General features: G+C 64.6%; 19 protein-coding genes, 4 tRNA genes and 1 pseudogene. 5 read left to right on the top strand and 19 right to left on the bottom strand.

Translation table 11 applies throughout. The features are described from left to right. Nucleotides 1-190: 190 nt before the first annotated feature. From rplA to hisN, 13 genes are all read right to left on the bottom strand, one after another. On the bottom strand, nt 191-889 hold the full coding sequence (rplA, locus tag IPU70_RS11050) for a 50S ribosomal protein L1 (RefSeq protein WP_013397033.1): 699 nt from the start codon (nt 887-889) through the stop codon (nt 191-193). A gap of 2 nt (nt 890-891) precedes the next feature. Continuing rightward, nucleotides 892-1323: a 50S ribosomal protein L11 gene (rplK, locus tag IPU70_RS11045; RefSeq protein ID WP_006389587.1), complete on the bottom strand. Its 432-nt coding sequence runs from the start codon at nt 1321-1323 to the stop codon at nt 892-894. A gap of 66 nt (nt 1324-1389) precedes the next feature. After that, a complete protein-coding gene (gene nusG / locus IPU70_RS11040; RefSeq protein ID WP_006389586.1) occupies nt 1390-1923 on the bottom strand; it encodes a transcription termination/antitermination protein NusG in 534 nt (177 codons plus the stop codon). A 9-nt stretch (nt 1924-1932) separates the two neighbouring features. Continuing rightward, a complete protein-coding gene (gene secE / locus IPU70_RS11035) occupies nt 1933-2313 on the bottom strand; it encodes a preprotein translocase subunit SecE (protein ID WP_013397034.1) in 381 nt (126 codons plus the stop codon). A 64-nt stretch (nt 2314-2377) separates the two neighbouring features. Next, nucleotides 2378-2453, bottom strand: a tRNA-Trp gene (locus IPU70_RS11030). Nucleotides 2454-2596: 143 nt separating this feature from the next. Continuing rightward, a complete protein-coding gene (gene tuf, locus IPU70_RS11025; protein ID WP_013397021.1) occupies nt 2597-3787 on the bottom strand; it encodes an elongation factor Tu in 1191 nt (396 codons plus the stop codon). A gap of 56 nt (nt 3788-3843) precedes the next feature. Beyond that, nucleotides 3844-3918 (bottom strand) — tRNA-Thr (locus IPU70_RS11020). Between the two features lie 12 nt (nt 3919-3930). Next, a tRNA-Gly gene (locus IPU70_RS11015) sits at nt 3931-4004 on the bottom strand. A gap of 148 nt (nt 4005-4152) precedes the next feature. Continuing rightward, nucleotides 4153-4239 (bottom strand) — tRNA-Tyr (locus IPU70_RS11010). Nucleotides 4240-4352: 113 nt separating this feature from the next. After that, nucleotides 4353-5516, bottom strand: a complete 1164-nt coding sequence (locus IPU70_RS11005; protein WP_207467293.1) for an iron-containing alcohol dehydrogenase — start codon at nt 5514-5516, stop codon at nt 4353-4355. Between the two features lie 24 nt (nt 5517-5540). Beyond that, nucleotides 5541-6929 carry an aldehyde dehydrogenase family protein gene (locus IPU70_RS11000; protein ID WP_207467291.1) on the bottom strand — a complete coding sequence of 463 codons (1389 nt, stop codon included), beginning with the start codon at nt 6927-6929 and terminating at the stop codon, nt 5541-5543. A gap of 31 nt (nt 6930-6960) precedes the next feature. Next, entirely contained in the window at nt 6961-8346 is a 1386-nt protein-coding gene (locus IPU70_RS10995; RefSeq protein WP_207467289.1) for a glutamine synthetase family protein, read from the bottom strand. A gap of 57 nt (nt 8347-8403) precedes the next feature. Next, a complete protein-coding gene (gene hisN, locus IPU70_RS10990; RefSeq protein ID WP_207467287.1) occupies nt 8404-9210 on the bottom strand; it encodes a histidinol-phosphatase in 807 nt (268 codons plus the stop codon). A 194-nt stretch (nt 9211-9404) separates the two neighbouring features. Between hisN and IPU70_RS10985 the strand changes: the two genes are divergently transcribed. From IPU70_RS10985 to IPU70_RS10970, 4 genes are read left to right on the top strand one after another with little or no spacing between them, the layout of a single operon-like run. Next, nucleotides 9405-10412, top strand: a complete 1008-nt coding sequence (locus IPU70_RS10985; protein ID WP_013397039.1) for an ABC transporter substrate-binding protein — start codon at nt 9405-9407, stop codon at nt 10410-10412. A gap of 49 nt (nt 10413-10461) precedes the next feature. Continuing rightward, on the top strand, nt 10462-11469 hold the full coding sequence (locus IPU70_RS10980; RefSeq protein ID WP_207467285.1) for an ABC transporter ATP-binding protein: 1008 nt from the start codon (nt 10462-10464) through the stop codon (nt 11467-11469). 31 nt (nt 11470-11500) lie between these two features. After that, a complete protein-coding gene (locus IPU70_RS10975; RefSeq protein ID WP_207467283.1) occupies nt 11501-13183 on the top strand; it encodes an ABC transporter permease subunit in 1683 nt (560 codons plus the stop codon). Nucleotides 13184-13200: 17 nt separating this feature from the next. Next, entirely contained in the window at nt 13201-13962 is a 762-nt protein-coding gene (locus IPU70_RS10970) for a DeoR/GlpR family DNA-binding transcription regulator (RefSeq protein WP_013397042.1), read from the top strand. Between the two features lie 15 nt (nt 13963-13977). On the opposite strand, the gene IPU70_RS10965 is transcribed toward IPU70_RS10970, so the two are convergent. The 4 genes and pseudogenes from IPU70_RS10965 to IPU70_RS10950 form a co-directional block, all read right to left on the bottom strand. Then, entirely contained in the window at nt 13978-14979 is a 1002-nt protein-coding gene (locus tag IPU70_RS10965) for a tripartite tricarboxylate transporter substrate binding protein (RefSeq protein WP_207467281.1), read from the bottom strand. Between the two features lie 164 nt (nt 14980-15143). Continuing rightward, entirely contained in the window at nt 15144-16742 is a 1599-nt protein-coding gene (locus tag IPU70_RS10960) for a rhodanese-like domain-containing protein (RefSeq protein ID WP_207467457.1), read from the bottom strand. A 39-nt stretch (nt 16743-16781) separates the two neighbouring features. Then, nucleotides 16782-17924 (bottom strand): annotated as a pseudogene (gene metC, locus IPU70_RS10955) (cystathionine beta-lyase); the annotation flags it as partial. 1 nt (nt 17925) lies between these two features. After that, nucleotides 17926-18513 (bottom strand): cysteine dioxygenase family protein, encoded by a 588-nt coding sequence (locus IPU70_RS10950; protein WP_207467279.1) that lies wholly within the window; start codon nt 18511-18513, stop codon nt 17926-17928. Nucleotides 18514-18629: 116 nt separating this feature from the next. Here IPU70_RS10950 and IPU70_RS10945 point away from each other — a divergent pair, with 116 nt between their 5' ends. After that, nucleotides 18630-19523, top strand: a complete 894-nt coding sequence (locus tag IPU70_RS10945) for a LysR substrate-binding domain-containing protein (RefSeq protein WP_207467278.1) — start codon at nt 18630-18632, stop codon at nt 19521-19523. Here the strand turns inward: IPU70_RS10945 and IPU70_RS10940 are convergent. Further along, a complete protein-coding gene (locus tag IPU70_RS10940; protein ID WP_207467276.1) occupies nt 19517-20521 on the bottom strand; it encodes an asparaginase in 1005 nt (334 codons plus the stop codon). The two genes, IPU70_RS10945 and IPU70_RS10940, sit on opposite strands and share 7 nt — an antisense overlap. After that, on the bottom strand, nt 20514-21437 hold the full coding sequence (locus IPU70_RS10935) for a ParB/RepB/Spo0J family partition protein (protein WP_207467274.1): 924 nt from the start codon (nt 21435-21437) through the stop codon (nt 20514-20516). The genes IPU70_RS10940 and IPU70_RS10935 overlap by 8 nt, the downstream gene beginning before the upstream one ends. Nucleotides 21438-21463 lie beyond the last annotated feature (26 nt).

Raw genomic sequence — 21463 nt, 5'->3', positions numbered from 1 at the left:
GGCGCCTGGTCGAGTTCTTCGTGTAAAGAAATCTTCCTGGGGACGCCGTCTACGCTGGATCCGAACCTTGCAGGCTTCGGGATTAAGCGGAGCGGCTCGATACTGCTTGAACCACCCTGCTCCAGCGGTCTTTGACAGCAACATCCGGAGGAATCCGGATGCAGCCCAAAGTACGTTTACTGCTATCGGCTTAGTTGGCCGACAGCGAGGCAATTTCCACGCGCGCACCGCCGCCCATCGTGGACGAAACGGCCAGCTTGCGCAGGTAAATGCCCTTGGCAGCTGCGGGACGAGCCTTTTGCAGGGCGTCGACCAGAGCGGCCAGGTTGGTTTGCAGCTGTTCCACGCCGAACGACGCGCGGCCGATCGTTGCGTGGATGATGCCAGCCTTGTCGGTACGGTACTGAACCTGACCGGCCTTGGCGTTCTTGACAGCGGTAGCGACGTCCGGGGTCACGGTGCCGACCTTCGGGTTCGGCATCAGACCACGGGGGCCCAGGATCTGGCCCAGGGCGCCCACGACACGCATCGTGTCGGGCGAGGCGATGACCACGTCGAAGTCCATTTGACCGGCCTTGATCTGGTCAGCCAGGTCGTCCAGGCCGACGATGTCGGCGCCAGCGGCCTTGGCGGCTTCAGCCTTGTCGCCTTGGGCGAACACGGCCACGCGGACCGACTTGCCGGTGCCAGCGGGCAGAACGACCGAGCCGCGGACCAGTTGGTCCGACTTCTTCGGGTCGATGCCGAGCTGCACGGCCACGTCAATGGATTCATTGAACTTGGCGACGGCGGTTTCCTTGACCAGGGTCAGGGCTTCAGCGACCGGGTACATCTTGGTACGGTCGATCTTCTGCGCAATGGCGGCGGCGCGCTTGGACAGTTTTGCCATGATTAGATCCCCTCAACCGTGATGCCCATGCTGCGGGCGCTGCCAGCGATCGTACGCACGGCGGCGTCCAGATCAGCGGCGGTCAGATCGGGGCCCTTGGCCTTGGCGATCTCTTCAGCTTGAGCGCGGGTCAGCGTGCCGACCTTGTCGGTATGCGGCTTGGACGAACCCTTTTGCACGCCGGCGGCCTTCTTGATGAGGACCGTCGCGGGCGGGGTCTTCATGATGAAGGTGAAGCTCTTGTCCGCGAAGGCGGTGATCACCACGGGAATCGGCAGACCAGGCTCCATGCCTTGGGTCTTGGCGTTGAACGCCTTGCAGAATTCCATGATGTTCAGGCCACGCTGACCCAGGGCCGGGCCAATCGGGGGGGAGGGGTTAGCCTTACCAGCCGGTACTTGCAGCTTGATAAAGCCGACGATCTTCTTCGCCATGCTTTGCTCCTTGCGGGTTATATCGCTCCTGGGCACTGAGGCCAGGGAGCTCCCCGGGGGTTGAAATTAGGTCTTTTCGACCTGACTGAAATCGAGTTCGACGGGCGTGGCGCGACCAAAAATGGTGACGGACACACGCACCTTGCTCTTTTCGTAGTTGACTTCTTCGACGTTGCCGTTGAAGTCCGCAAACGGACCTTCCTTGACCCGAACCATCTCGCCCACTTCAAACAGGATCTTGGGGCGGGGTTTCTCGACACCCTCTTCCATTTGGGAGAGGATCTTCTCGACTTCCTTTTCGGAAATCGGGGTCGGACGGTTGCCCGAGCCACCCAAAAAGCCGGTGACGCGGTTGGTGTTCTTGACCAGGTGCCACGTTTCGTCGGTCAGGTCCATTTCAACCAGGACATAACCGGGGAAAATGCGGCGCTCGGTGATCGACTTCTGGCCACCCTTGACCTCGACGACTTCCTCGGAGGGCACAAGAATGCGGCCAAAAGACGTTTGCAGGCCCGCGCGCTCGATGCGCTCGTTCAGGGCCTTGTGTACGCTTTTTTCCATGCCGGAGTACACATGGACGACATACCAACGCTTACTCATTCGCCGTCCTTATTTCCAGCCCAACAGCAGGCCGTAGAGAATCCATTCGATGCCCTTGTCGAGCACCCACATGAAAAGGCCCATGACCGCCACAAACGCAAAAACGATACCCGTCATCTGGGTCGTTTCCTTGCGCGTGGGCCACGAGACACGCTTGACTTCGTTGTAGGACTCGCTGGCGAAGCTCAGGGTGCGGCGGCCGGGTTCGCTGAACCAGGCGATCACGGCTGCGATCACGAGGCCACCGACGAAAACGCCGACACGAGCAGGCATCGGTTGCGCGCTCAGCACGGAGAACCCGACGATGCCAGCAATAACGACAAGAACCGCCAGCCCGAGCTTGACCCGGTCGGCGGTACTGGTTACGGTTTCTACGCTGGTATTAGACATATTGCGACGCGAGCCGCCGTGAATGCGTAACTCGCGATGATCTCCCGCGGGTTTATCCTGGCGGTGGCAGGGGCAGTAGGAATCGAACCTACAACCTTCGGTTTTGGAGACCGACGCTCTGCCAATTGAGCTATGCCCCTAAAACACTACTGGCTTGCACTACACATTCACTGACTTCCCACCCGACGCTACGCGCAAGGTCGCGGAACCAGACATCATACTACTTTTACAGCAAAGATGGATAGAGGGGCTTTTCAGCCCGCTCTACCCATCCGGGTATTGCTTACTTCAGGATCTTGGCGACGACGCCGGCGCCGACGGTACGACCGCCTTCACGGATGGCGAAACGCAGGCCTTCTTCCATGGCGATCGGAGCCAACAGCTTGACCGTCATGGCCACGTTGTCGCCCGGCAGAACCATTTCCTTGTCGGCCGGCAGCTCGATCGTGCCCGTCACGTCCGTCGTGCGGAAGTAGAACTGGGGACGATAGCCCTGGAAGAACGGAGTGTGACGGCCGCCTTCTTCCTTGGACAGGATGTACACCTCGGACGTGAAGTCCGTGTGCGGGGTGATCGAGCCCGGCTTGGCCAGCACTTGGCCGCGCTGGACGTCTTCACGCTTGGTGCCGCGCAGCAGGATGCCCACGTTGTCGCCCGCTTGACCTTGGTCCAGCAGCTTGCGGAACATTTCCACGCCCGTGCAAGTCGTCTTGACCGTCGGAACGATACCGACGATTTCGATTTCTTCGCCGACCTTGACGATGCCGCGTTCGATACGGCCGGTCACCACGGTGCCGCGACCCGAGATCGAGAACACGTCTTCAACCGGCATCAGGAACGTGCCGTCCACGGCGCGCTCGGGCGTCGGGATGTACGAATCCAGTGCAGCAGCCAGAGCCATGATGGCTTGTTCGCCCAGTTCGCCCTTGTCGCCTTCCAGCGCCAGCTTGGCCGAACCCTTCACGATCGGCGTGTCGTCGCCCGGGAAGTCGTACTTCGACAGAAGCTCGCGAACTTCCATTTCCACCAGCTCGAGCAGCTCGGCGTCGTCAACCATGTCAGCCTTGTTCAGGAAGACGATGATGTACGGCACGCCAACCTGGCGCGACAGCAGGATGTGTTCGCGGGTCTGCGGCATCGGGCCGTCAGCGGCCGACACCACCAGGATCGCGCCGTCCATTTGCGCCGCGCCCGTGATCATGTTCTTCACATAGTCAGCGTGGCCCGGGCAGTCAACGTGCGCGTAGTGACGCGCTTCCGTTTCGTACTCGACGTGAGCCGTGTTGATCGTGATGCCGCGAGCCTTTTCTTCAGGAGTCGCATCGATCTGGTCGTAGCCCTTGGCTTCGCCACCGAACTTGTTCGACAGAACGGTCGTGATAGCGGCCGTCAACGTCGTTTTGCCGTGGTCAACGTGACCAATCGTACCCACGTTCACGTGCGGCTTGGTACGTTCAAACTTGCCTTTTGCCATGGCTGACTCCTGACCTGGATTGCGCTTCAGACTGAAGAAAAGAACTTCGAAATTTGTGGTGCCCATGGCGCGGATCGAACGCGCGACCTCTCCCTTACCAAGGGAGTGCTCTACCACTGAGCCACATGGGCATTTAAAAATCTTGGAGCGGGTGAAGGGAATCGAACCCTCGTCGTAAGCTTGGAAGGCTTCTGCTCTACCATTGAGCTACACCCGCGGCATACCCTTTCACCTTCTCTTTCCCAAACCTTTTTCAATCTAAAGCCCTGGAAAACGTTGCGGCCTTCTTTGCGAAGGTCGTTCGGCCTTCCGAGCCTTACATTTTAAATCCAGGCCAACCGCGCCTGGATTTGGGTATGGGTCTCTGGTGGAGGAGGTTGGATTCGAACCAACGTAGGCGCAAGGCCAACAGATTTACAGTCTGCCCCCTTTAACCACTCGGGCACTCCTCCAGCGGAGAATTCGAGATTATGAACACTTTCAAATCCGTTGTCAAACGCGACGGACGAAATATTCAAAATCCTTCTTCAACCTCCGCAGCGTTTCCGCACAGAGGGGGCGAAGCTTACAGGTTTCCGCGAATTGCTGCACGGAAAAGATCGGAATACTGCTCTGGCGTGTAGTTGACGGGGTTGCCGCCGGCCGAGGGATCCTCGGCCGCCATGCGCCCGACCCGCTCCGCCTGGGCATCGTCGATGCCGATTTCCGCCAGGGTGTGGGGAATGCCGAGCGTCTCGCGCAGGCTCAGCACCCAATCCAGCACCGCTCCCGGGCCAGGATCGGGCAGGCCCAGGTAACGCGCCAACGCTTCCAGGCGCGGCGCCACCGCGTGCTGGTTGGCTTTCAGCACATAGGGCATGAGGATTGCGTTGAGCGTGCCGTGATGCGCGTCGTACAGCGCGCCCAGCGGATGCGCCAGCGCATGCATGGCGCCCAGCCCGCGCTGGAAAGCCGTCGCGCCCATGCTGGAAGCCACCAGCATTTGCAGCCGCGCCTGCAGGTCCCCACCATCGGCCACCGCCTGCGGCAGGTATTCCTTCACCAGACGCATGCCCTCGATCGCGATGCCAGCCGCCATGGGATGGAAGAATGGCGAACAGTAGGCCTCCAGATTGTGCGACAGCGCGTCCATGCCGGTCGCCGCCGTGATCTTCGGCGGCAAGCCGACTGTCAGTTCCGGATCCAGGATCACGACGGCCGGCAGCATGCGCGCGTGGAAGATGATGCGCTTGACCTCGGCGACCTCGTCGGTGATGACGGACGCGCGCCCTACCTCAGAACCCGTGCCTGCGGTGGTCGGCACCGCCACTACTGGCGCCATGCCTGCCACATCGACCCGCAGGTAGTTGTCGCCGATGTCCTCGAAATCCCACAAGGGCCGCGTCTGGCCCGCCATCAATGCGATGGCCTTGGCGGCGTCCAGCGCGGAACCTCCGCCGAATGCAATCACGCCGTCGTGGCCGCCTTGTTTGTAGGCGCGCACGCCGTCGTCGACGTTGCGGCCCGTGGGGTTGCCCTTTATTTCGTGAAACAGGCCACATTCCAGGCCGGCATCGCTGCATGCGCGCACCACGTCTGCAACCATGGGCAAGGCGGCCAGCCCGGGATCCGTCACCAGCAATGGACGCGTCATGCCGAGCCCGCGGCACAGCTCAGGCAGTTCCTTGATGCGGCCGGGGCCGGCCTTGATGGCGGTGGGATAGTTCCAATTAACGCTGGGCACGGTCATGGTTCGCTTCCTGAAGGCGTCGTGTCAGACGCTGCGCAGATGAAAGGATTTGGCTTGCGTGAGCTGTTCGTAGCCGACCGCCGACAGCGACACTCCGCGGCCGGAGTTCTTTACGCCGGTCCACGCCAGCGCGGGATCCAGATAGTCGCAGCGGTTCATGAAAAATGTCCCGGTGCGGACCCTCCGGCCGATATGCAGGGCGGCCTCCTGGTCCTGTGTAAAGGCCGCCGCCGTCAGCCCATAAGGGCTGTCGTTCATCAGGTCGATGGCTTCCTCATCGCTGTCCACCGGCATGATGCCGACTGCGGGTCCGAAGCATTCGTCGCTCATGATGCGCATGCGGTGATCTACCTGCGTCAGCAATGCCGGCGCAACATAAGGCGAGCCTATGCTCGCTTCCATAAAATGCGAGCTATCAATCATATTTCTGGCGCCCGCTGAAACCGCTTCATCGATTATCCCCCGTATCTCGGCGGCGGCCTTCGCACGCACTACGGGACCCAACGTGGTATCGGCGTGCAGCGGATTCCCCAGAACATAGCTGCGCGTCAGTTCGGCGGCGCGCTCGACGAATTCGTCGTACCGCGCACGTGCCACGTAGATACGCTGGATGCCGCAGCAGGACTGGCCCGAATTGAAGAATGCGCCGTCCACCAGGGTTTCGACCGCGTGATCGATCTTCGCGTCTGCCCGCACATAGGCCGGATCATTGCCGCCGAGTTCCAGGCCTACGTCCATGAAACGCCCCGCCGCGCTCTCTTCCACGGCATGCCCGCCGCGCACGGAGCCGGTGAACGAGACATAGCCGATCTCCGGTGCGCGGATCAGCCGGTGCACGATGTCGTGGTTGGCATGCAGATACTGAAAAACGCCCTTGGGCGCCCCGGCCTCGCGGAACGCTCGGTCGATAAGTTCGGCGCACAAGGGCGTCTGGTCGGAATGCTTGAGGATGACGGTGTTGCCCGCCATCAGCGCGGGCACGATGCTGTTCACTGCCGTCAACAGGGGGTAGTTCCATGGCGCTATCGTCAACGCAACACCTATCGGTTCGCGGCTGATGAAACGAGTGAAGCCGGTTTGTTCCGGAACCTGGATCGGCGCCAGCGCCTCGCCAGCAATGGCGATCATGTGACGCGCGCGCGCCTCGAAGCCTGCTACCTCGCCCGGCGTGTAGCGCAACGGTCGCCCCATCTGGATGGTAATGGCGCGCGCGGCCTCTTCCTTCGCTGCGACGAAGCGGTCGACGGCCGCGGACACGATGCGCCCCCGCGCCTCCACGCCCAAGGCCTGCCACGCGGCTTGCCCCGCCTGGGCATCGGCAAGCGCCTGCGCGATCTGCGCCTCGCTGGCATAGGGACGGCGTACAGCCTCGCGCCCGTCGATGGGACTGATGGTAATAAGTTCCTGAGTCATGTCTGCCCTGCGCTAGCGGTTTGGTTTGGATTCAGATGATTTCGAAGTAGCGCGCCAGTTCCCAGTCGGTCACGTGCCGCCGGAACTGCCGTTCTTCCCATTCGCGCGTGGCCGCGTAGTGCTCGACGAAAGCGTCGCCAAATAGATGGCGCGCAGCCTCGGATTCGCGCAGCCGCTGCGCGGCTTCCCACAATGTGGTGGGCAGGCGCAGATGGGCCGGAAACTGCTGCGTGTAGGCATTGCCCTGCACCATCGGCTCGGGTTCGAGCCCCTGCTCGATGCCATGCAGCCCCGAAGCCAGGGCGGCGGACAAGGCCAGATAGGGATTGGCGTCGGCCGATCCGATGCGCACCTCGACGCGCTGCGATTTGTCGCTGCCCGGAATCAGGCGCAGCGCGGTAGTGCGGTTTTCCATGCCCCAGGTAGCGTCCAGCGGCGCCCAATATCCGGGCACCAGGCGCGAATAGCTGTTGATGGTTTGCGCGTACATGGCCATGAACTCCGGCAGATAGCGCTGCACGCCAGCCATGAAGGCGGTTTGCGTCGCGCTCATGCCGTGCGGCCTGGATTCGTCGTAGAAGGCGGAGCGGTTGGTCTTGTGGTCGCGCAGCGACAGATGGATGTGACCGCTTTGGCCCGGATGATCATGCGACCATTTCGCCATGAAGGTCGCCATCAGCCCGTTCTGCTGCGCCAGCGCCTTGGTGAAGGTCTTGAAGAGGAACGCCTTGTCGCCCGCGGCCGCAGCCAGGTCCACCGCCAGGGCCGCTTCCAGCACGCCGGGTCCGGTCTCGGTGTGCAGGCCTTCGATGGGCATGTCCATGCGTTCGCACATGTCCAGCAGCTTGCGGTAGAAGTCGCCTTCAACGGTGCTGCGCAGCACTGAATAGCCGAAATTTCCCGGCGTCCAGTTCTCCATGTTGCGGTAGTTCTTGGCGCGCACTGAGTGCGGCGTCTCGCGGAACATGAAGAATTCGTACTCGAGCGCGGCGTAGACGTCGTAACCCATGCCCGCCGCGCGATCCAGGGTGCGGTGCAGCAGCCGCCGCGGACAGATGGCGCCGGCGTCGCCCTCGAACTCCGCCAGGAACAGCAGCATGTCTTCGCCGCCCGGCCCCTGCTCCAGCGGCAGCCGGCGGCCGCTTTGCGGGATGATCCTGAGCTTGGCATCGGGATAGGCCGTGTGCCACCCGGTGTACTTGGTGTTGTCGTAGAGCTGGTCGTCCAGATCCCAGCCGAACACCACGTCGCAGAACGCCAGCCCCGAGCGCAGCGCGCCCAGGAATTTGTCGCGCCGCAAGTATTTTCCCAGCATGACGCCGTCGACGTCGGACAAGCCTACCTTGATGTGCGAGAGCTGGCTGGCTTGCACCAGCCGCTCCGCGTCTTCCACCGTTGCTACCCCTAGTGCATGCATGCTCTTTCACCTTGTGGCTGAAGCGTTGCGTTGAACTGCGGGCGGGCGACGCGGCGTTCAGGTCATGGCCGCCCCCAGCACCCGCATCGCCTGGCGATGCAGCTGCGGCGTGGCGGCCGCGACGACGCGGCCCTGCGATTCGAGGCTGAGCGGCTGCCCCGACCAATCGGTAATGACGCCGCCAGCCCCTTCGATCACGGGCATCAGCGCCAGATAGTCATACGGTTGCAGGCCGGACTCAACCACCAGGTCGACGTGCCCGCTGGCAAGGAGGCCGTAGCTATAGCAATCGCCGCCGTAGCGGCGCATGCGCGCGGCCTGCGTCAGCGCCTCGAAAGCGGCCAGTTCCGCCCCGGCAAAGATGTCGGGAGAGGTGGCGTACAAGATGGCCTGCCGTAGCTCGGTACAGGCGCTGGTGCGGCAGGCAACGCCGTTCAGCTGCGCGGCTGCACCGGCCGCGCCAATCCAGCGTTCGTCCAGCATGGGGATGTCGATCACGCCCAGCACGGACTTGCCCCGGTGCAGCAGCGCCAGCAAGGTGCCCCACAGCGGGTTGCCGGAAATGAAGGCGCGCGTGCCGTCGATGGGATCCAGCGACCACACGAACTCGGCTTCGGCGTGCAAGGCGCCGAACTCTTCGCCGAAGATGCCGTGGTCGGGGTAGTGCTGGGCAATGGCCTCGCGCAAGGCGGCCTCGACCTCCCTGTCCGCCTGCGTGACCGGGCTTTCGTCGGCCTTGGTGTCGACGTCCAGCGGGTGCCGGAACCACTTGCGCGACAAGGGGCGCACGCGGTCCGCCAGCGTCTGGGCGAACGAGGAGTACGCGGCCAGCTGCTGCGCGGATAACGGTGGTGATGTTTGCATCGATGAGCTCCAGGCGTGGCGCGGGAGGATGCGCCTACGCCAAAAAAACCCTTGAATACAGGTTTTTCCAGTCTAGACACGTTGCCACAAATTTGCAAACATACATAAAACTGCAACCTGCCGGATTTGTTGCAGAAGACTGCCCGCCTACGTAGCTCGCCACCGTTGCCGTGTATTCCAACCGGAGTCCCATCATGCAATGTATGAAGAAGCTTGGCCTTGTGGTTGCAGTAATTTCCCTAGGTTGGACGCAGGCCCATGCCGGCGCCATCACCGTCTACACCGCCCTCGAAGAAGACGAGATCGCGGCCTACCTGAAGGCCGCCAACGCCGCCATGCCGGATGTGAAGGTCAATGTGCTGAGGCTGTCCACCGGCGACCTGGGCGCCCGCCTGATCGCCGAGGCCTCCAACCCGCAGCAGGACGTGATCTGGGGCTTCGCCGTCAGCAACATGCTGGACCCTCGCCTGCAGAACCTGCTGGAGCCGTACGCAGCCAAAGGCATGGACGCCCTGCCCGCCCAGTACAAGGGCGCCGACCAGAAGTGGTTCGCGGCCACCGGCTATGTCGCCGCGTTCTGTGTCAACACGGACAGGCTCAAGTCCAAGAACCTGCCCATGCCTACTTCCTGGGAAGACTTGACCAAGCCGGTCTACAAGGGCGAAATCGTTATCCCCAGTCCGGCGGCATCGGGCACCGGCTATCTGCAGATCGTCGCGCTGCTACAGGGCATGGGGAAGGAAAAGGGCTGGGCGCTGCTCAAGGACCTGGACAAAAACGTGGCGCAGTACACGCCGTCCGGCTCGCGTCCCTGCAAGATGGCCCGCGCCGGCGAGTACGCCATCGGCGTGTCCTTCGCCTTCCCCGCCATGCAGTCCATCGAGGAAGGCTTTCCCATCAAGATGGTGATTCCGTCCAAATGGGTGGGCTACGAGCTGGAAGCGTCGGGCCTGATGAAGACGGCCAAGAATCCCGCCGACGCCAAGCGCTTCCTTGACTGGACGCTGTCGGCACAGGCGGGCGGCCTGTACAGCAAATACAAGGAACTGGTGACCATTCCTGGCGCCACGCCCAACAAGGCCGCCGAAGCCGCGGGCCTGCCCAAGGACCTGACCGCCGTCCTCTATCCGGTGGACTTCCCCAAGTCGGCCGCGGAGCGGGACGCCACCATCAAGACCTGGCAGGAAACCATCAAGCGTTGATGGGCCGGCGGCCGGTGGCAAGCCGGCCGCCGCCCGTCCTGGAGACGCCATGTATCTGGAATTGCGCGGGATACGCAAGACGTTCGATGCGTCGGTAGCGCTGCAAGACATCGACCTGTCCGTGGGCGAGCATGAATTCGTCTGCCTGCTCGGCCCCAGCGGCTGTGGCAAAACCACTTTGCTGCGCATCGTGGCTGGCCTGCTGCCCTTTGACCGAGGCACCATCACCCTGGGCGGACGCGACCTGAGCGCGCTGCCCGCGCGCAAGCGCGGCTTCGGCATCGTGTTCCAGTCGTATTCCCTGTTCCCCAACATGACCGTGGCGGAAAACGTGGGCTACGGCCTGCGCATCCGCGGTGAACCTCGCGAACGCATCGCCATGCGTGTCAAAGAGCTGCTGACACTGATCAAACTGCCCGACTATGCCGACCGCTACCCGCACCAGCTGTCGGGCGGCCAGCAGCAGCGCGTAGCGCTGGCGCGCGCGCTGGCGGTGGACCCGGCGCTGATCCTGCTGGACGAGCCGCTCTCCGCGCTGGATGCGCGCGTGCGCACCGACATGCGCGCCGAGATCCACGAGGTGCAGCGGCGCCTGAAGATCCCCACCGTGATGGTGACGCACGATCAGGAGGAAGCGCTGACGCTGGCCGACAAGATCGTCTGTATGAACGATGGACGCATCGAACAGGTGGGCTCGCCTTCCGATCTGTATCTGCGGCCGCGCACGCGCTTCGTGGCGAACTTCGTGGGGCTGAGCAATCTGCTGCCCACCGACTGGGTGCGCGAAGCCATGCCCCAGCTGCTGGCGACGCGGCCCGAGGGAGCCAGCGAACGCTACGAGGCCTGCTTGCGGCCGGAAAGCCTGCGCATCGCCGCGGATGAGCAAGGCCCGGGTCGTGTGCAGGACATGACCTTCATGGGCAATCTCACCCGCTTGCGGGTCGCCTGGCAGGGGCGCGAACTTCTGGTGGAACAGCATGGCGCCGCCGGCCTGTCGCGCGGCGCCCCCGTGCGCCTGGACATGGAGCCGGGCCAGTGCGCCTGGGTCAGCGTATGACGGACCGCAGCATGCGAACCGGAGCCGCCGCTTGAGCGCCGCCCACGCCAGCACGGCCATCGCGGCGCCCGCCGGCCGCGCGCCCTGGTCGGCGGACCGCGTATTGTTGTGGACCTGCGTCGGCATCCCCCTGGCGGGCCTGGCGCTGTTCTTCCTCTATCCGCTGGCTACCGTCGCCTGGCGCAGCCTGGTCGAAAAAGACGGCTCGGTCGGCCTGGGCAACTATGCCGAGGTCTTCGCCACTCGCGGCGTGCTCACGGCCACGCTGAATAGCCTGGTCATGAGCGCCGCCACCACGGTGGTCAGCATCACGCTGGGCTTCGCCATCGCCTATGGCCTGGACCGCAGCTGCATGCGCGGCAAGGCCGCCGTGCGGCTGACGCTGGTGCTGCCGCTGCTGGCGCCGTCGCTGGTGCAGGGCCTGGGGCTCATCTTCCTGCTGGGACGCAATGGGCTGGTGCACCGCTGGACCGGCTGGGAAATCGACATCTACGGCTTCTGGGGCCTGTTGATCTCCAACGTGTTCTACGCCCTGCCCCAGGCCGTGCTGATCCTGCAGGCGGCCTTGCGCAACATGGACGCGCGCTACTACGACGCGGCCGAAGTCATGGGCGCCTCCAGCGCGCGCCAGTTTTTCGACATCACCCTGCCCAACTGCAAATTCGGCCTGCTGAGCGCGGCATTCGTAGTGTTCGTCATCACCATTACCGATTTCGGCAACGCCGCCGTGATCGGCGGCAACTACCGGGTACTGGCCACCGAGATCTACAGCCAGGTATCCGGGCAGATGAACTTCGGCATGGGCTCCGTGGTCGGCATCCTGCTGCTGCTGCCCTCGCTGATATCGGTGCAGATCGAGCGCGTCGCCTCGCAGCGCCAGTTCGGCTCGGCCTCGCCCAGCGGCCTGCGGGTCTCACCGCAACCGTCCCGCGGACGCGATGCGGCGTTTACCGCCGGGGTGCTGCTTGCCAGCGGCACGATCATCCTGACGGTGGCCACGGTGATCTTCGCCAGCTTCATGCGGCTGTGGCCGTACCGCATGGAATGGACGCTGAAGCATTACGACATCACTGTCAGCGGCGGCTACACGCCGCTCTGGACGTCCCTGTACCTCTCACTGGCGGCGGCGGGCGGCGGCGTACTGCTGCTGTTCTTCCTGAGCTTCGGCGTATGCCGGATTCCGCGCGCATGGGCCAAGCTGGTGTACCTGGTGTCGGTACTGCCGGTAGGCGTTCCGGGCCTGGTGCTGGGCCTGTCGTACATCTTTGCCTTCAACGCCCCTGGTACGCCCCTGTATGCGCTGTATGGCAGCGCCGCACTGATCGCCTTGTGCAACTTCTACCACTACCACACGCAGGGCTTCCTGACGATGATGACCGGCATGCGCGCGGTGCCGCAGGCACTGGAGGAAGCAGTCAGCTGCCTGGGCGGCGGCACGCTGCGGGTGCTGCGCGACGCGGTGCTGCCGCTGATCGGCCCGACCGTGCTGGGCGTGTTCTTCTTTCTGTTCATGCGGTCCATGGTGACCCTGTCGGCGGTGATCTTCCTGGTCACGCCTTCCGTCAGCGTGGCGCCGGTTTCTGTCCTGCGTCTGGACGAAGCCGGCTTCGTCTCGCAGGCCGCGGCCTATTCAACCCTTATCATGCTGGTCGTGGGAGGGTCCCTGCTGGCATTGCGCGCGCTGATCGCCGCGGCCGCACGGCGCCGGACATAGATTAGGAAGCATCGGACATGTGGCAAGAAGAGCGGTATCAGAGAATCCGCGCCCTGCTGTCTTCATTGCAGCAGGTATCGACCGACCGTATCGTCGGCGAACTGGGGGTCTCGCGGGAAACGGTCAGGCGTGACCTGCTCGAACTCGAGGCCATGGGGGAATTGCGCCGGGTGCACGGCGGCGCCGTGCCGGTGCACAGCGAACCGCCCATCGCGGAACGCGTGCACACCCGCGTCAAGTACAAGCGCGCCATCGCGCGCGCGGCGGCAGGCCTGGTATCCAGCGGCCAGACCCTGTTCCTGGACGCCGGCAGCACCACCAGCGTGCTGGCCGACGAACTGGCCAAATTGTCGGGGCTGACCGTCATTACCAATTCGTTCGACGTGGCCTTGAAAGTGGGCACGGCCGGCAACGGCGCCAACCAGCTGATCATGCTGGGCGGATCCGTGGGCGGCCCGGTATGCGCCACGGCCGGCGACATCACGATCGCCGAGATCCATCGCTATCGCGCCGACCTGGCGCTGCTGTCGCCGGTGGGCGTGGACGCCGAATTCGGCGCCACCAACTACGACCTGCGCGAGGCCGAGGTGGCGCGCGCCATGGCGGCCAACGCCAAGCAGCTGGTGCTGTTGGCCGATTTCAGCAAGATCGGCCTGTGCAGCCGCGTGTCCTATTGCAGCGCGGACCGCATCGACCATCTGGTCACCAACACCAGCGCGCAGAAGTCGCCCGCCTACGCCGCCTTGAAGTCCGCGGTCGGCAAGGTCGTGGCGGTGTAGCGCCAGCCCCCCGCGTCAGTCCAGCGACACGCCGGCAGTCTTCACCATGTCGGCCCAATACACGGTGTCCTCCTGCAGCCGCGTCTTGAACGCAACAGGCTGGCTGCCCACCGCCCAGCTGCCGCCGCTGTTGATCTTGGCGATCACGGCGGGCGATTTCATTGCCTGCGCCACGGCTTGCGCCAGGTAGGCAATGCGCTCGGGCGGCGTACCAGCGGGCGCGAACAGTCCGTACCAATCGTCGGCGGTAATGCCCTCCATGCCCGCCTGCTTGAGCGTGGGCGCCCCCTTGAAAATGCCGATGCTGTTCTCGTGGCTGAGCGCCAGGATGCGCAGCTTGCCGGCGGCGACCATGGGTTCGGCCGAGGCGGGCGAAGTTATCAACATATCCACCGTGCCGCCCATCAGGTCGGTGATGGCGGGTGCCGCGCCCCGGTACGGCACGTGCACCAGTTTCACGCCGGCCTTCTGCGACAGCAGCGCCCCCATCAGATGGCTCATGGTGCCGTTGCCAGGGGTCGCGTAGGTCACCACGCCGGGCTGCTTGCGCGCGGCTTCCAGATAGTCGTTCAGGGTACGGTACGGGCTTTCGCTGCGGGCCACCAGCACCAGCGGCGCGGAAGTAATTTGCGAGATGGGCATGAAGTCCTTCACCGGATCAAAGCCCACGTTCTTGTACAAGCGCGGATTGACCGCCATCACGCTGGTCTGCGACATCACCAGGGTGTAGCCGTCGGGCTTGGCGCGCGCCACCTGCGCCGTGCCGACGTTGCCGCCCGCGCCCGAGCGGTTTTCCACCACCACGCTCTGGCCCGTGATGGCGCCCAGTTCCTGCGCGAGCAGACGCGCGACGCCGTCATTGCCCCCGCCCGGCGGAAATGGCGACACGACCGTGATGGCCTGCTTGGGATAGTCCGGCAAAGGCGCGGGCGCCTGGGCGTGGACAACAGTCCCCCACAGCAGGCCAGCCAGGGCCGCGGCGGCGGCCTTGCGTACGTGCGATGCATGGTGCTTCATCTGGAATTCCCCTTGTGATTGGCAGCCGGATACTCGGCCGTCCTTTGCATTCCGGTTCGGCGTGAACCGTCCGCACCCCGGCCATGAAGGCCGGGGCGTACTTTTCGGATTGATGCGTCTGCTGTGCCGCCGGACCGGATCAGGCCTGCGCGGCGGTTCCGGTATCAGCCGGCCGGAAAGCGGTAGCCCGCCAATTCGCGTTCATCGATCTGCTTGACCAGGTTGGTCTCCCAGGCCAGGTACTGGCGCGCGGCGGCCTTGTTGCCGTCGTGGCGGTCATGCACGAAAAACAGATAGTCGATGCAGTCGGCGTCGGCGGGCTCGGCGGGCGTCGATTCCAATGCGATTCCCTGCGCGGACCAGCCCCCCGGATCGCCTGCGTTGGCCTGGATGTCATCCACACCCTGCGCGCGCAGATCCTGTGCAGCCCACGCGGCCAAGGCGGCATCCTCAGCCAGCAGGACCACGGAACGCGCGGCGTCCAGGTTCAGATTGTTCAGGCGCGGACGGATAGCCCAGCGCGCCCCCGCGATATGGCTGGCGCGAAAGCGCATGCTCGGACGAAGATCGACAACTTGCGCACCTTGCGCGATCGCGGCGGCTAGCTGCGCGTCGGTCAGCATGGGCAATTGCGGCGCCAACGCCTTTTCCACAGAGTTATCCAGGCGCGTCTGCACGCCTTCGCGCAGCACGCTGGCGTCCCAGCCCATCTGCCTCAGCCAGCTGGCGACCACCGGCGCGCGCACGCCCTCGGCGTCGAACACCACGATGCGCGCGCCCCGCACGGCCAGGTACTGGTCCGTGGCCTGGATCAGCTGACCGCCAGGCGTATGCTGCGCGCCGGGCAAGGAACCTTGCGCGTACTCTTCGGCGCCGCGCACATCGCACAGGAAGGTGCTGCGGGTCTTGTCGCGCAACCACCCCTGTACCTCTTCGGCACTCACCATGGGCACGCCATGGCTTTCGGCCAATCGCAAGGAACGCTGCGCCAGCGCGGGCAGGTCCTGCGCCGCGACACCGTCGTCGTAGCGGCGGCGCGCACCGTGTTCCAGCTGCAGGTCTTCCAGGTACCAGCCCTGGGTGCCGTTCTCCAGCGCGTAAACCGGATTCGGCACGCCCAGGTTGATCAGCGTCTGCGCCCCGATGATGCTGCGCGTGCGGCCGGCGCAGTTCACCACGATGGTGGTCTGTGGATTGCTCGCCAGCGCGTGGGCGCGCAGCGCCAGTTCGCCGTTGGGGCAGCAGATGCCGCCGGGGATGCTCATCTTCTGATACTCGGCGTAAGGCCGGCCATCCAGCACGATGAGGTCGTCGCCGCGGCGCTGGCGCTCGGCCAGATCGCGCGCGCCGATACGGGGGGTGTGGAAAACTTCTTCGGCCAATTCGCCGAAGGTTTTGCTGGGCACGTTCACACCGGCGAACACGGCATAGCCGTCGCGCTGCCATTGCGCGATACCGCCAGCCAGGCGGTGCACGTTGCGGTATCCCAGCGCGCCCAAAGCCTGCGCGGCGCGCGCCGCCGTGTCGTCGGCGCCGCCCTCGTCGTAGATGGCAATCCGCACATCGCGCCGCGGCGCCAGGCGCACGATATCCACTTCCAGCCGACTGTAGGGCACGGGCGCGGCGTAAAAGAGATGCCCCTCGCCATACTGGCCGTGCTCGCGCACGTCCAGCAGCGCGATCTCCGCCCCGTCATGCAACCATTGCTTGAGCGTGTGCGGATCGACGTCGGCGACGAGCTGGTCTTGGGTGGGATGCATCATGGTGTTCAGAGAGGACGGAAAGAGTTGGGATAGCGCTTGCTCAAGATCGGCAATGAGGTCGTCGGGGTCTTCCAGGCCCACATGCAGACGCAGCATGACGCCACGTGGCGTGGAATCCGGCAGGGATCGCGCGGCACGCAGATTGACGGGGATCACCAGGCTTTCGAAGCCGCCCCACGATGCGCCTATGCCGAACAGCCGCAGGCTGTTGATAAGTCGCTCGACGTCGTCCATGCCGACCGCGTCGGCAAATTCCACCGTCAAGAGACCATTCGCGCCGCTGCAATCGCGCAGCCACAACGCATGGGAAGGATCGCCCGGCAAGGCCGGGCAAAGGACATGCGCCACTTCCGGGCGGCCCAACAGAAAATCGGCCACGCGCAGAGCGCTGCGGGCGTGCTGCGCCATGCGCAATGGCAGCGTGCGCATGCCGCGCAGTACCAGGTAGGCGTCATCGGCGCCGACGGTCTGCCCCAGATCCACGGTGGCGCGCTCCAGCGGATTCCAGGCGTGCGCATTGGAGATCACCGCGCCCATCATCACGTCGGCATGCCCGCCCAGGTACTTGGTGGCCGCGAGGATCGAGATGTCGGCGCCCAGCGTGAGCGGTTTGTGCACCAAGCCGGAGGCCCAGGTGTTATCCACAGCCAACCAGCAATCATGCGCGTGGGCCAGCGCGGCCAGTGCCGGCAGATCCGGCATCTCGTAGGTCAGCGAGCCCGGCGACTCCGCATAGATCATGCGGGTTTCAGGACGGATGAGCGCCTCGATGCCCGCGCCGTCCGGCCGGTAGTATGTGTACGCAATCCCCATCCGCGATAGATGTTCCGCGCAGAAGCGGCGCACGGGTTCATACACCGCATCCGTGATCAGCACGTGGTCGCCCGCGCGCAGATAGGCCAGCAGCACGGTAGCGATGGCGGCCTGCCCGGTGGGATACAGCTTGGCGCGATAGCCCTCTTCCAGTTCCACCAGGGCGTCTTCCAGCGCGTGCGTGCTATCGGTGCCGCGCGCGCCATAGGACGGCAGGCGTTCCTGGTCGCGGCGGCTGCGCGTATCGCGCCAGGCCTGCACGCTGTCGAAGACGTAGGTACTGGCACGCGTGACCGGCGTATTGACCCAGCCATGATGTGGGCGACCGGCGCGCAGCAGGCGCGTGGCGGACCGATAGGGCTTGTCCATGTCAGCGGCGGGTTTGCACGCCGATCGGCATGACTTTGCAGGTGCCGGCTTCCAGATCGAACGCCAGGCGTTCGGTCAGCATTTCCAGCGCGCGGCCGTACATGTGCAGATGGCGGATGACGCTGTCGCCCTGGATCTCCACGGCGTGGATATCGTCCGGCATCAGTGCGATGCCCGCGCCAGGACCGACCACCACGGTGCCGGTCTTTTCCAGACGGCCCACCCCGGGCACGGAACCGTCGTCGCTGCGGTCGTAGACGTAGTTGTATTCCACGCCTTCCACGGCCGCGATACAGGCCCAGGTGGTGTGGTTGTGCGGGACGATCTGCTTGCCAGGGCGCATGACGTTCAGATAGAGCGCATAGCTCTTGTCGGCGTCTTCGGCGATCAGATAGCGGGCCTGGCGCTCACCGTCTTCCGGCGCGGGATAGCGGTCGGCGGCCCACCAGTCGGTATGGCTGGCCAGATCGACCAGCTCATCGAGCACGGTCTGGAGGCTGTCGCGGTTCAGCCCCTTATTTCCTACAGTTTTTTTAATATTTCCGATGGCGCCGGCGATGCCGGCCTGATGAGGATGTGCATTGCTCACTTTCGATTTTCCCTATTTTCATGAGTTATGGAATTGACTGTATCCGCCCTCCCCCTGTGGAACAATTTAAATTGCCTTAAGATTCCATTAGCGTCGCTAATACTTTATGAACCACCATGCGCAACCTGGATCTGGACCTGCTCCGCACCCTGACTGCCATCGCCCGGCACGAGACCTTCTCGGAAGCCGCCAATCGGCTGCACAAGACGCAATCGGCCGTGACGCAGCAGATGCAGCGGCTGGAGTCACTCATCGGCCAGCCTCTGTTCGAGAAACAGGGCCGCAACAAAGTGCTGTCCTCGCACGGACGCCGCCTGGTGGAGTACGCCCGCCACATGCTGGCCATCAACGACGAGGCGCTGCGCGCCTTGCAAGACGGCCCGCTGGAAGGCGATCTGCGGCTGGGCGCACCGCTGGACGTGGCGGATTCCATCCTGCCGACGCTGCTGACGCACATCGCGCGTGCGGCGCCGCGCGTGAAGCTGGAAATCCGCACGGACCGCAGCCCCTTCCTGATGGATGCCCTGCGCGCCGGCGAGCTCGACCTGACGATATCCACGCGCTTCGACCAGGACTTCGAGGGCGTGGCGCTGCGCACCTCGCCCACGGTGTGGCTGGCCTCTGCCGACTACGTGCACGACATGCATGCGCCAGTGCCGCTGGTGCTGGCCGACGAACCCAGCATCTTCCGCCGGCTGGCGCTCACGGCCCTGGAACAGGCGCGCGTACGCTGGCACACCAACTATGTGGCCCCGACTCTGGTGGGGATAAAGGCCGCCTTGCGCGCGGGACTAGGCGTCACGGCGCGCAGCGTGGAACTACTGGGGCCGGAGATGCGCGTATTGGGCGAAAAGGAAGGGCTGCCGCCCTTGCCCGACGTGACGTACTTCCTGTGGATAAGGCCTGACCTGATCAATCCGCTGACGCGACAGGTCTACGACATGCTCAGGACCAGCCTGGGGCTGGCGCAGCAGGAGAATGCGGCCGGCCCAGCCGCCGCGCATCAATAGCGGTCGAACAGATCCTGCAGAGCCGCCGGATCGCGCGTGATCGAAAGGCCCAGCATCAGCAGGATGCGGGCCTTCTGGGGATTCAGGTCGCGTGCGGCAACGAATCCCAGGCGGGCGTCATCGAGTTCGACATCGCGCGCGACAAAGCCGCTGCCGGTGCGGCTTGAGCGCACCACTGCCACGCCGCTGGCCGCGGCGCGGCTCAGGCCTTCGATGGCCAGGTCGGTGGCATTGCCATCGCCGACGCCGGCGAGCACGATGCCGTCTGCGGCATCAGCGAGAAAATCGATCAGGTCTGCCTGCAGGTTGACGTGGGCGTAGACGACATCCACGCGGGGCCAGCCGGCCTTTTCCAGCAATGCGAGTGAAAACTCGCTTTCCACGGTATGCGTGGTGGTGTTGCGCGAATAGAAGAACGGCGCGCCGCCATGCATGACACCCGCACGGCCACGATTGGGCGAGGCGAACGCGCACAGGCCGGCGCTGGCGATCTTCTGGATCTCGCGGGCGTAGTGCACGTCTTCGTTCATGACGACGAGCGGCCCGCGGCCGCGCGCCTCGGGATGGCGCGCCAGCGCCACCGCGTTGTACAGATTGGCCGGACCCTCGGCGCCCAGCGCGGTGGCCGGACGCATCGCGCCCACCAGCACCACGGGCTTGTCGTGGCGTATGACCAGGCTCAGGAAGTACGCCGTTTCCTCAAGCGTATCCGTGCCGTGCGTGATGACGATGCCCGCCACCGAAGCGTCGCGGCACAATGCGTCCACGCGCTCGGCCAGCGCGCGCCACACGGCGTGCGTCATGTTCTGGCTGCCGACGTTGGCGACCTGCTCGGCGCGGATCTGGGCGATGCCGGCCAGTTGCGGCACGGCGGCCAGCAAGTCGTTGACGGAAAACGAACCCGCCTTGTAGCCGGCCGAAGTCGCGTCGGCCTGGGCGCCGGCGATCGTGCCGCCCGTCGCCAGTACCGCAATGACGGGCAGCGCGCGCTCAGGCATCCACTACTCCGGACAGGCCCTGGCGCTCGAGCAGGGAATTCAGGTGTTCCCAGCCATGGAAGTCGATGACGATCTGACCCTTTTCCTTGGCGCCCACTTTCAGCGCGACGCGCGTGCCCAAATGGTCGGACAGGGCTTCTTCCAGCCGCGTCAGATCGCGCGACGCGCCATTGGCCTTCTTCCTCGGTGTGGCGGAAGACTCGGCTTCCTTGGCGGTCTTGGCGACCAGCTTTTCGGCTTCGCGCACCGACAGGCGGCGCGCGATGATCTGGTTGGCCAGCTGGATCTGCGTGGCAGCGTCCACGGCGAGCAGCGCGCGCGCATGGCCCATGTCCACATCGCCCGCCAGCAGCATGGTCTGCACGGCCGCGGCCAGGTTCAAGAGGCGCAGCAGGTTGCTGGTGGCCGAACGCGAGCGGCCGATCGCTTGCGCGGCCTGTTCGTGCGTCAGGCCGAATTCGTCCAGCAGCCGGCGCACGCCCTGCGCTTCTTCCAGCGGGTTCAGGTCTTCGCGCTGGATGTTTTCGATCAGCGCCATGACGGCAGCGTTCTCGTCGGCCACTTCGCGCACCAGCACCGGCACTTCCTTCAAGCCGGCGAGCTGGGCCGCGCGGAACCGGCGTTCGCCGGCGATGATTTCATAGTGGCCGGGCGCGGCCTCGCCCAGGGCGCGCACAAGAATGGGTTGCATGATGCCTTGTGTGCGGATCGATTCGGCCAATTCGCCCAACGCGCCCTCGTCCATGCGTGTGCGCGGCTGATACTTGCCGGCGCGCATCTTCGATACGGGCAAGGTGGACGGCGGACCCTCGGGCTTGGCGGCGGTGGCCTTGCCGATGTTCTCGATGGCAGGCGCGTCCGCGCCGAGCAAGGCGTCCAGTCCGCGGCCCAATCCCTTGGGTTTCTTGGTGGCCATAGTTAAATCCTCTTTCCTTCTGTTTT

Source organism: Achromobacter sp. SD115, assembly GCF_017355315.1.
In the GTDB taxonomy this organism is placed as follows: domain Bacteria; phylum Pseudomonadota; class Gammaproteobacteria; order Burkholderiales; family Burkholderiaceae_B; genus Achromobacter; species Achromobacter xylosoxidans_B.
This window is presented reverse-complemented; position numbering and strand designations above follow the sequence as displayed.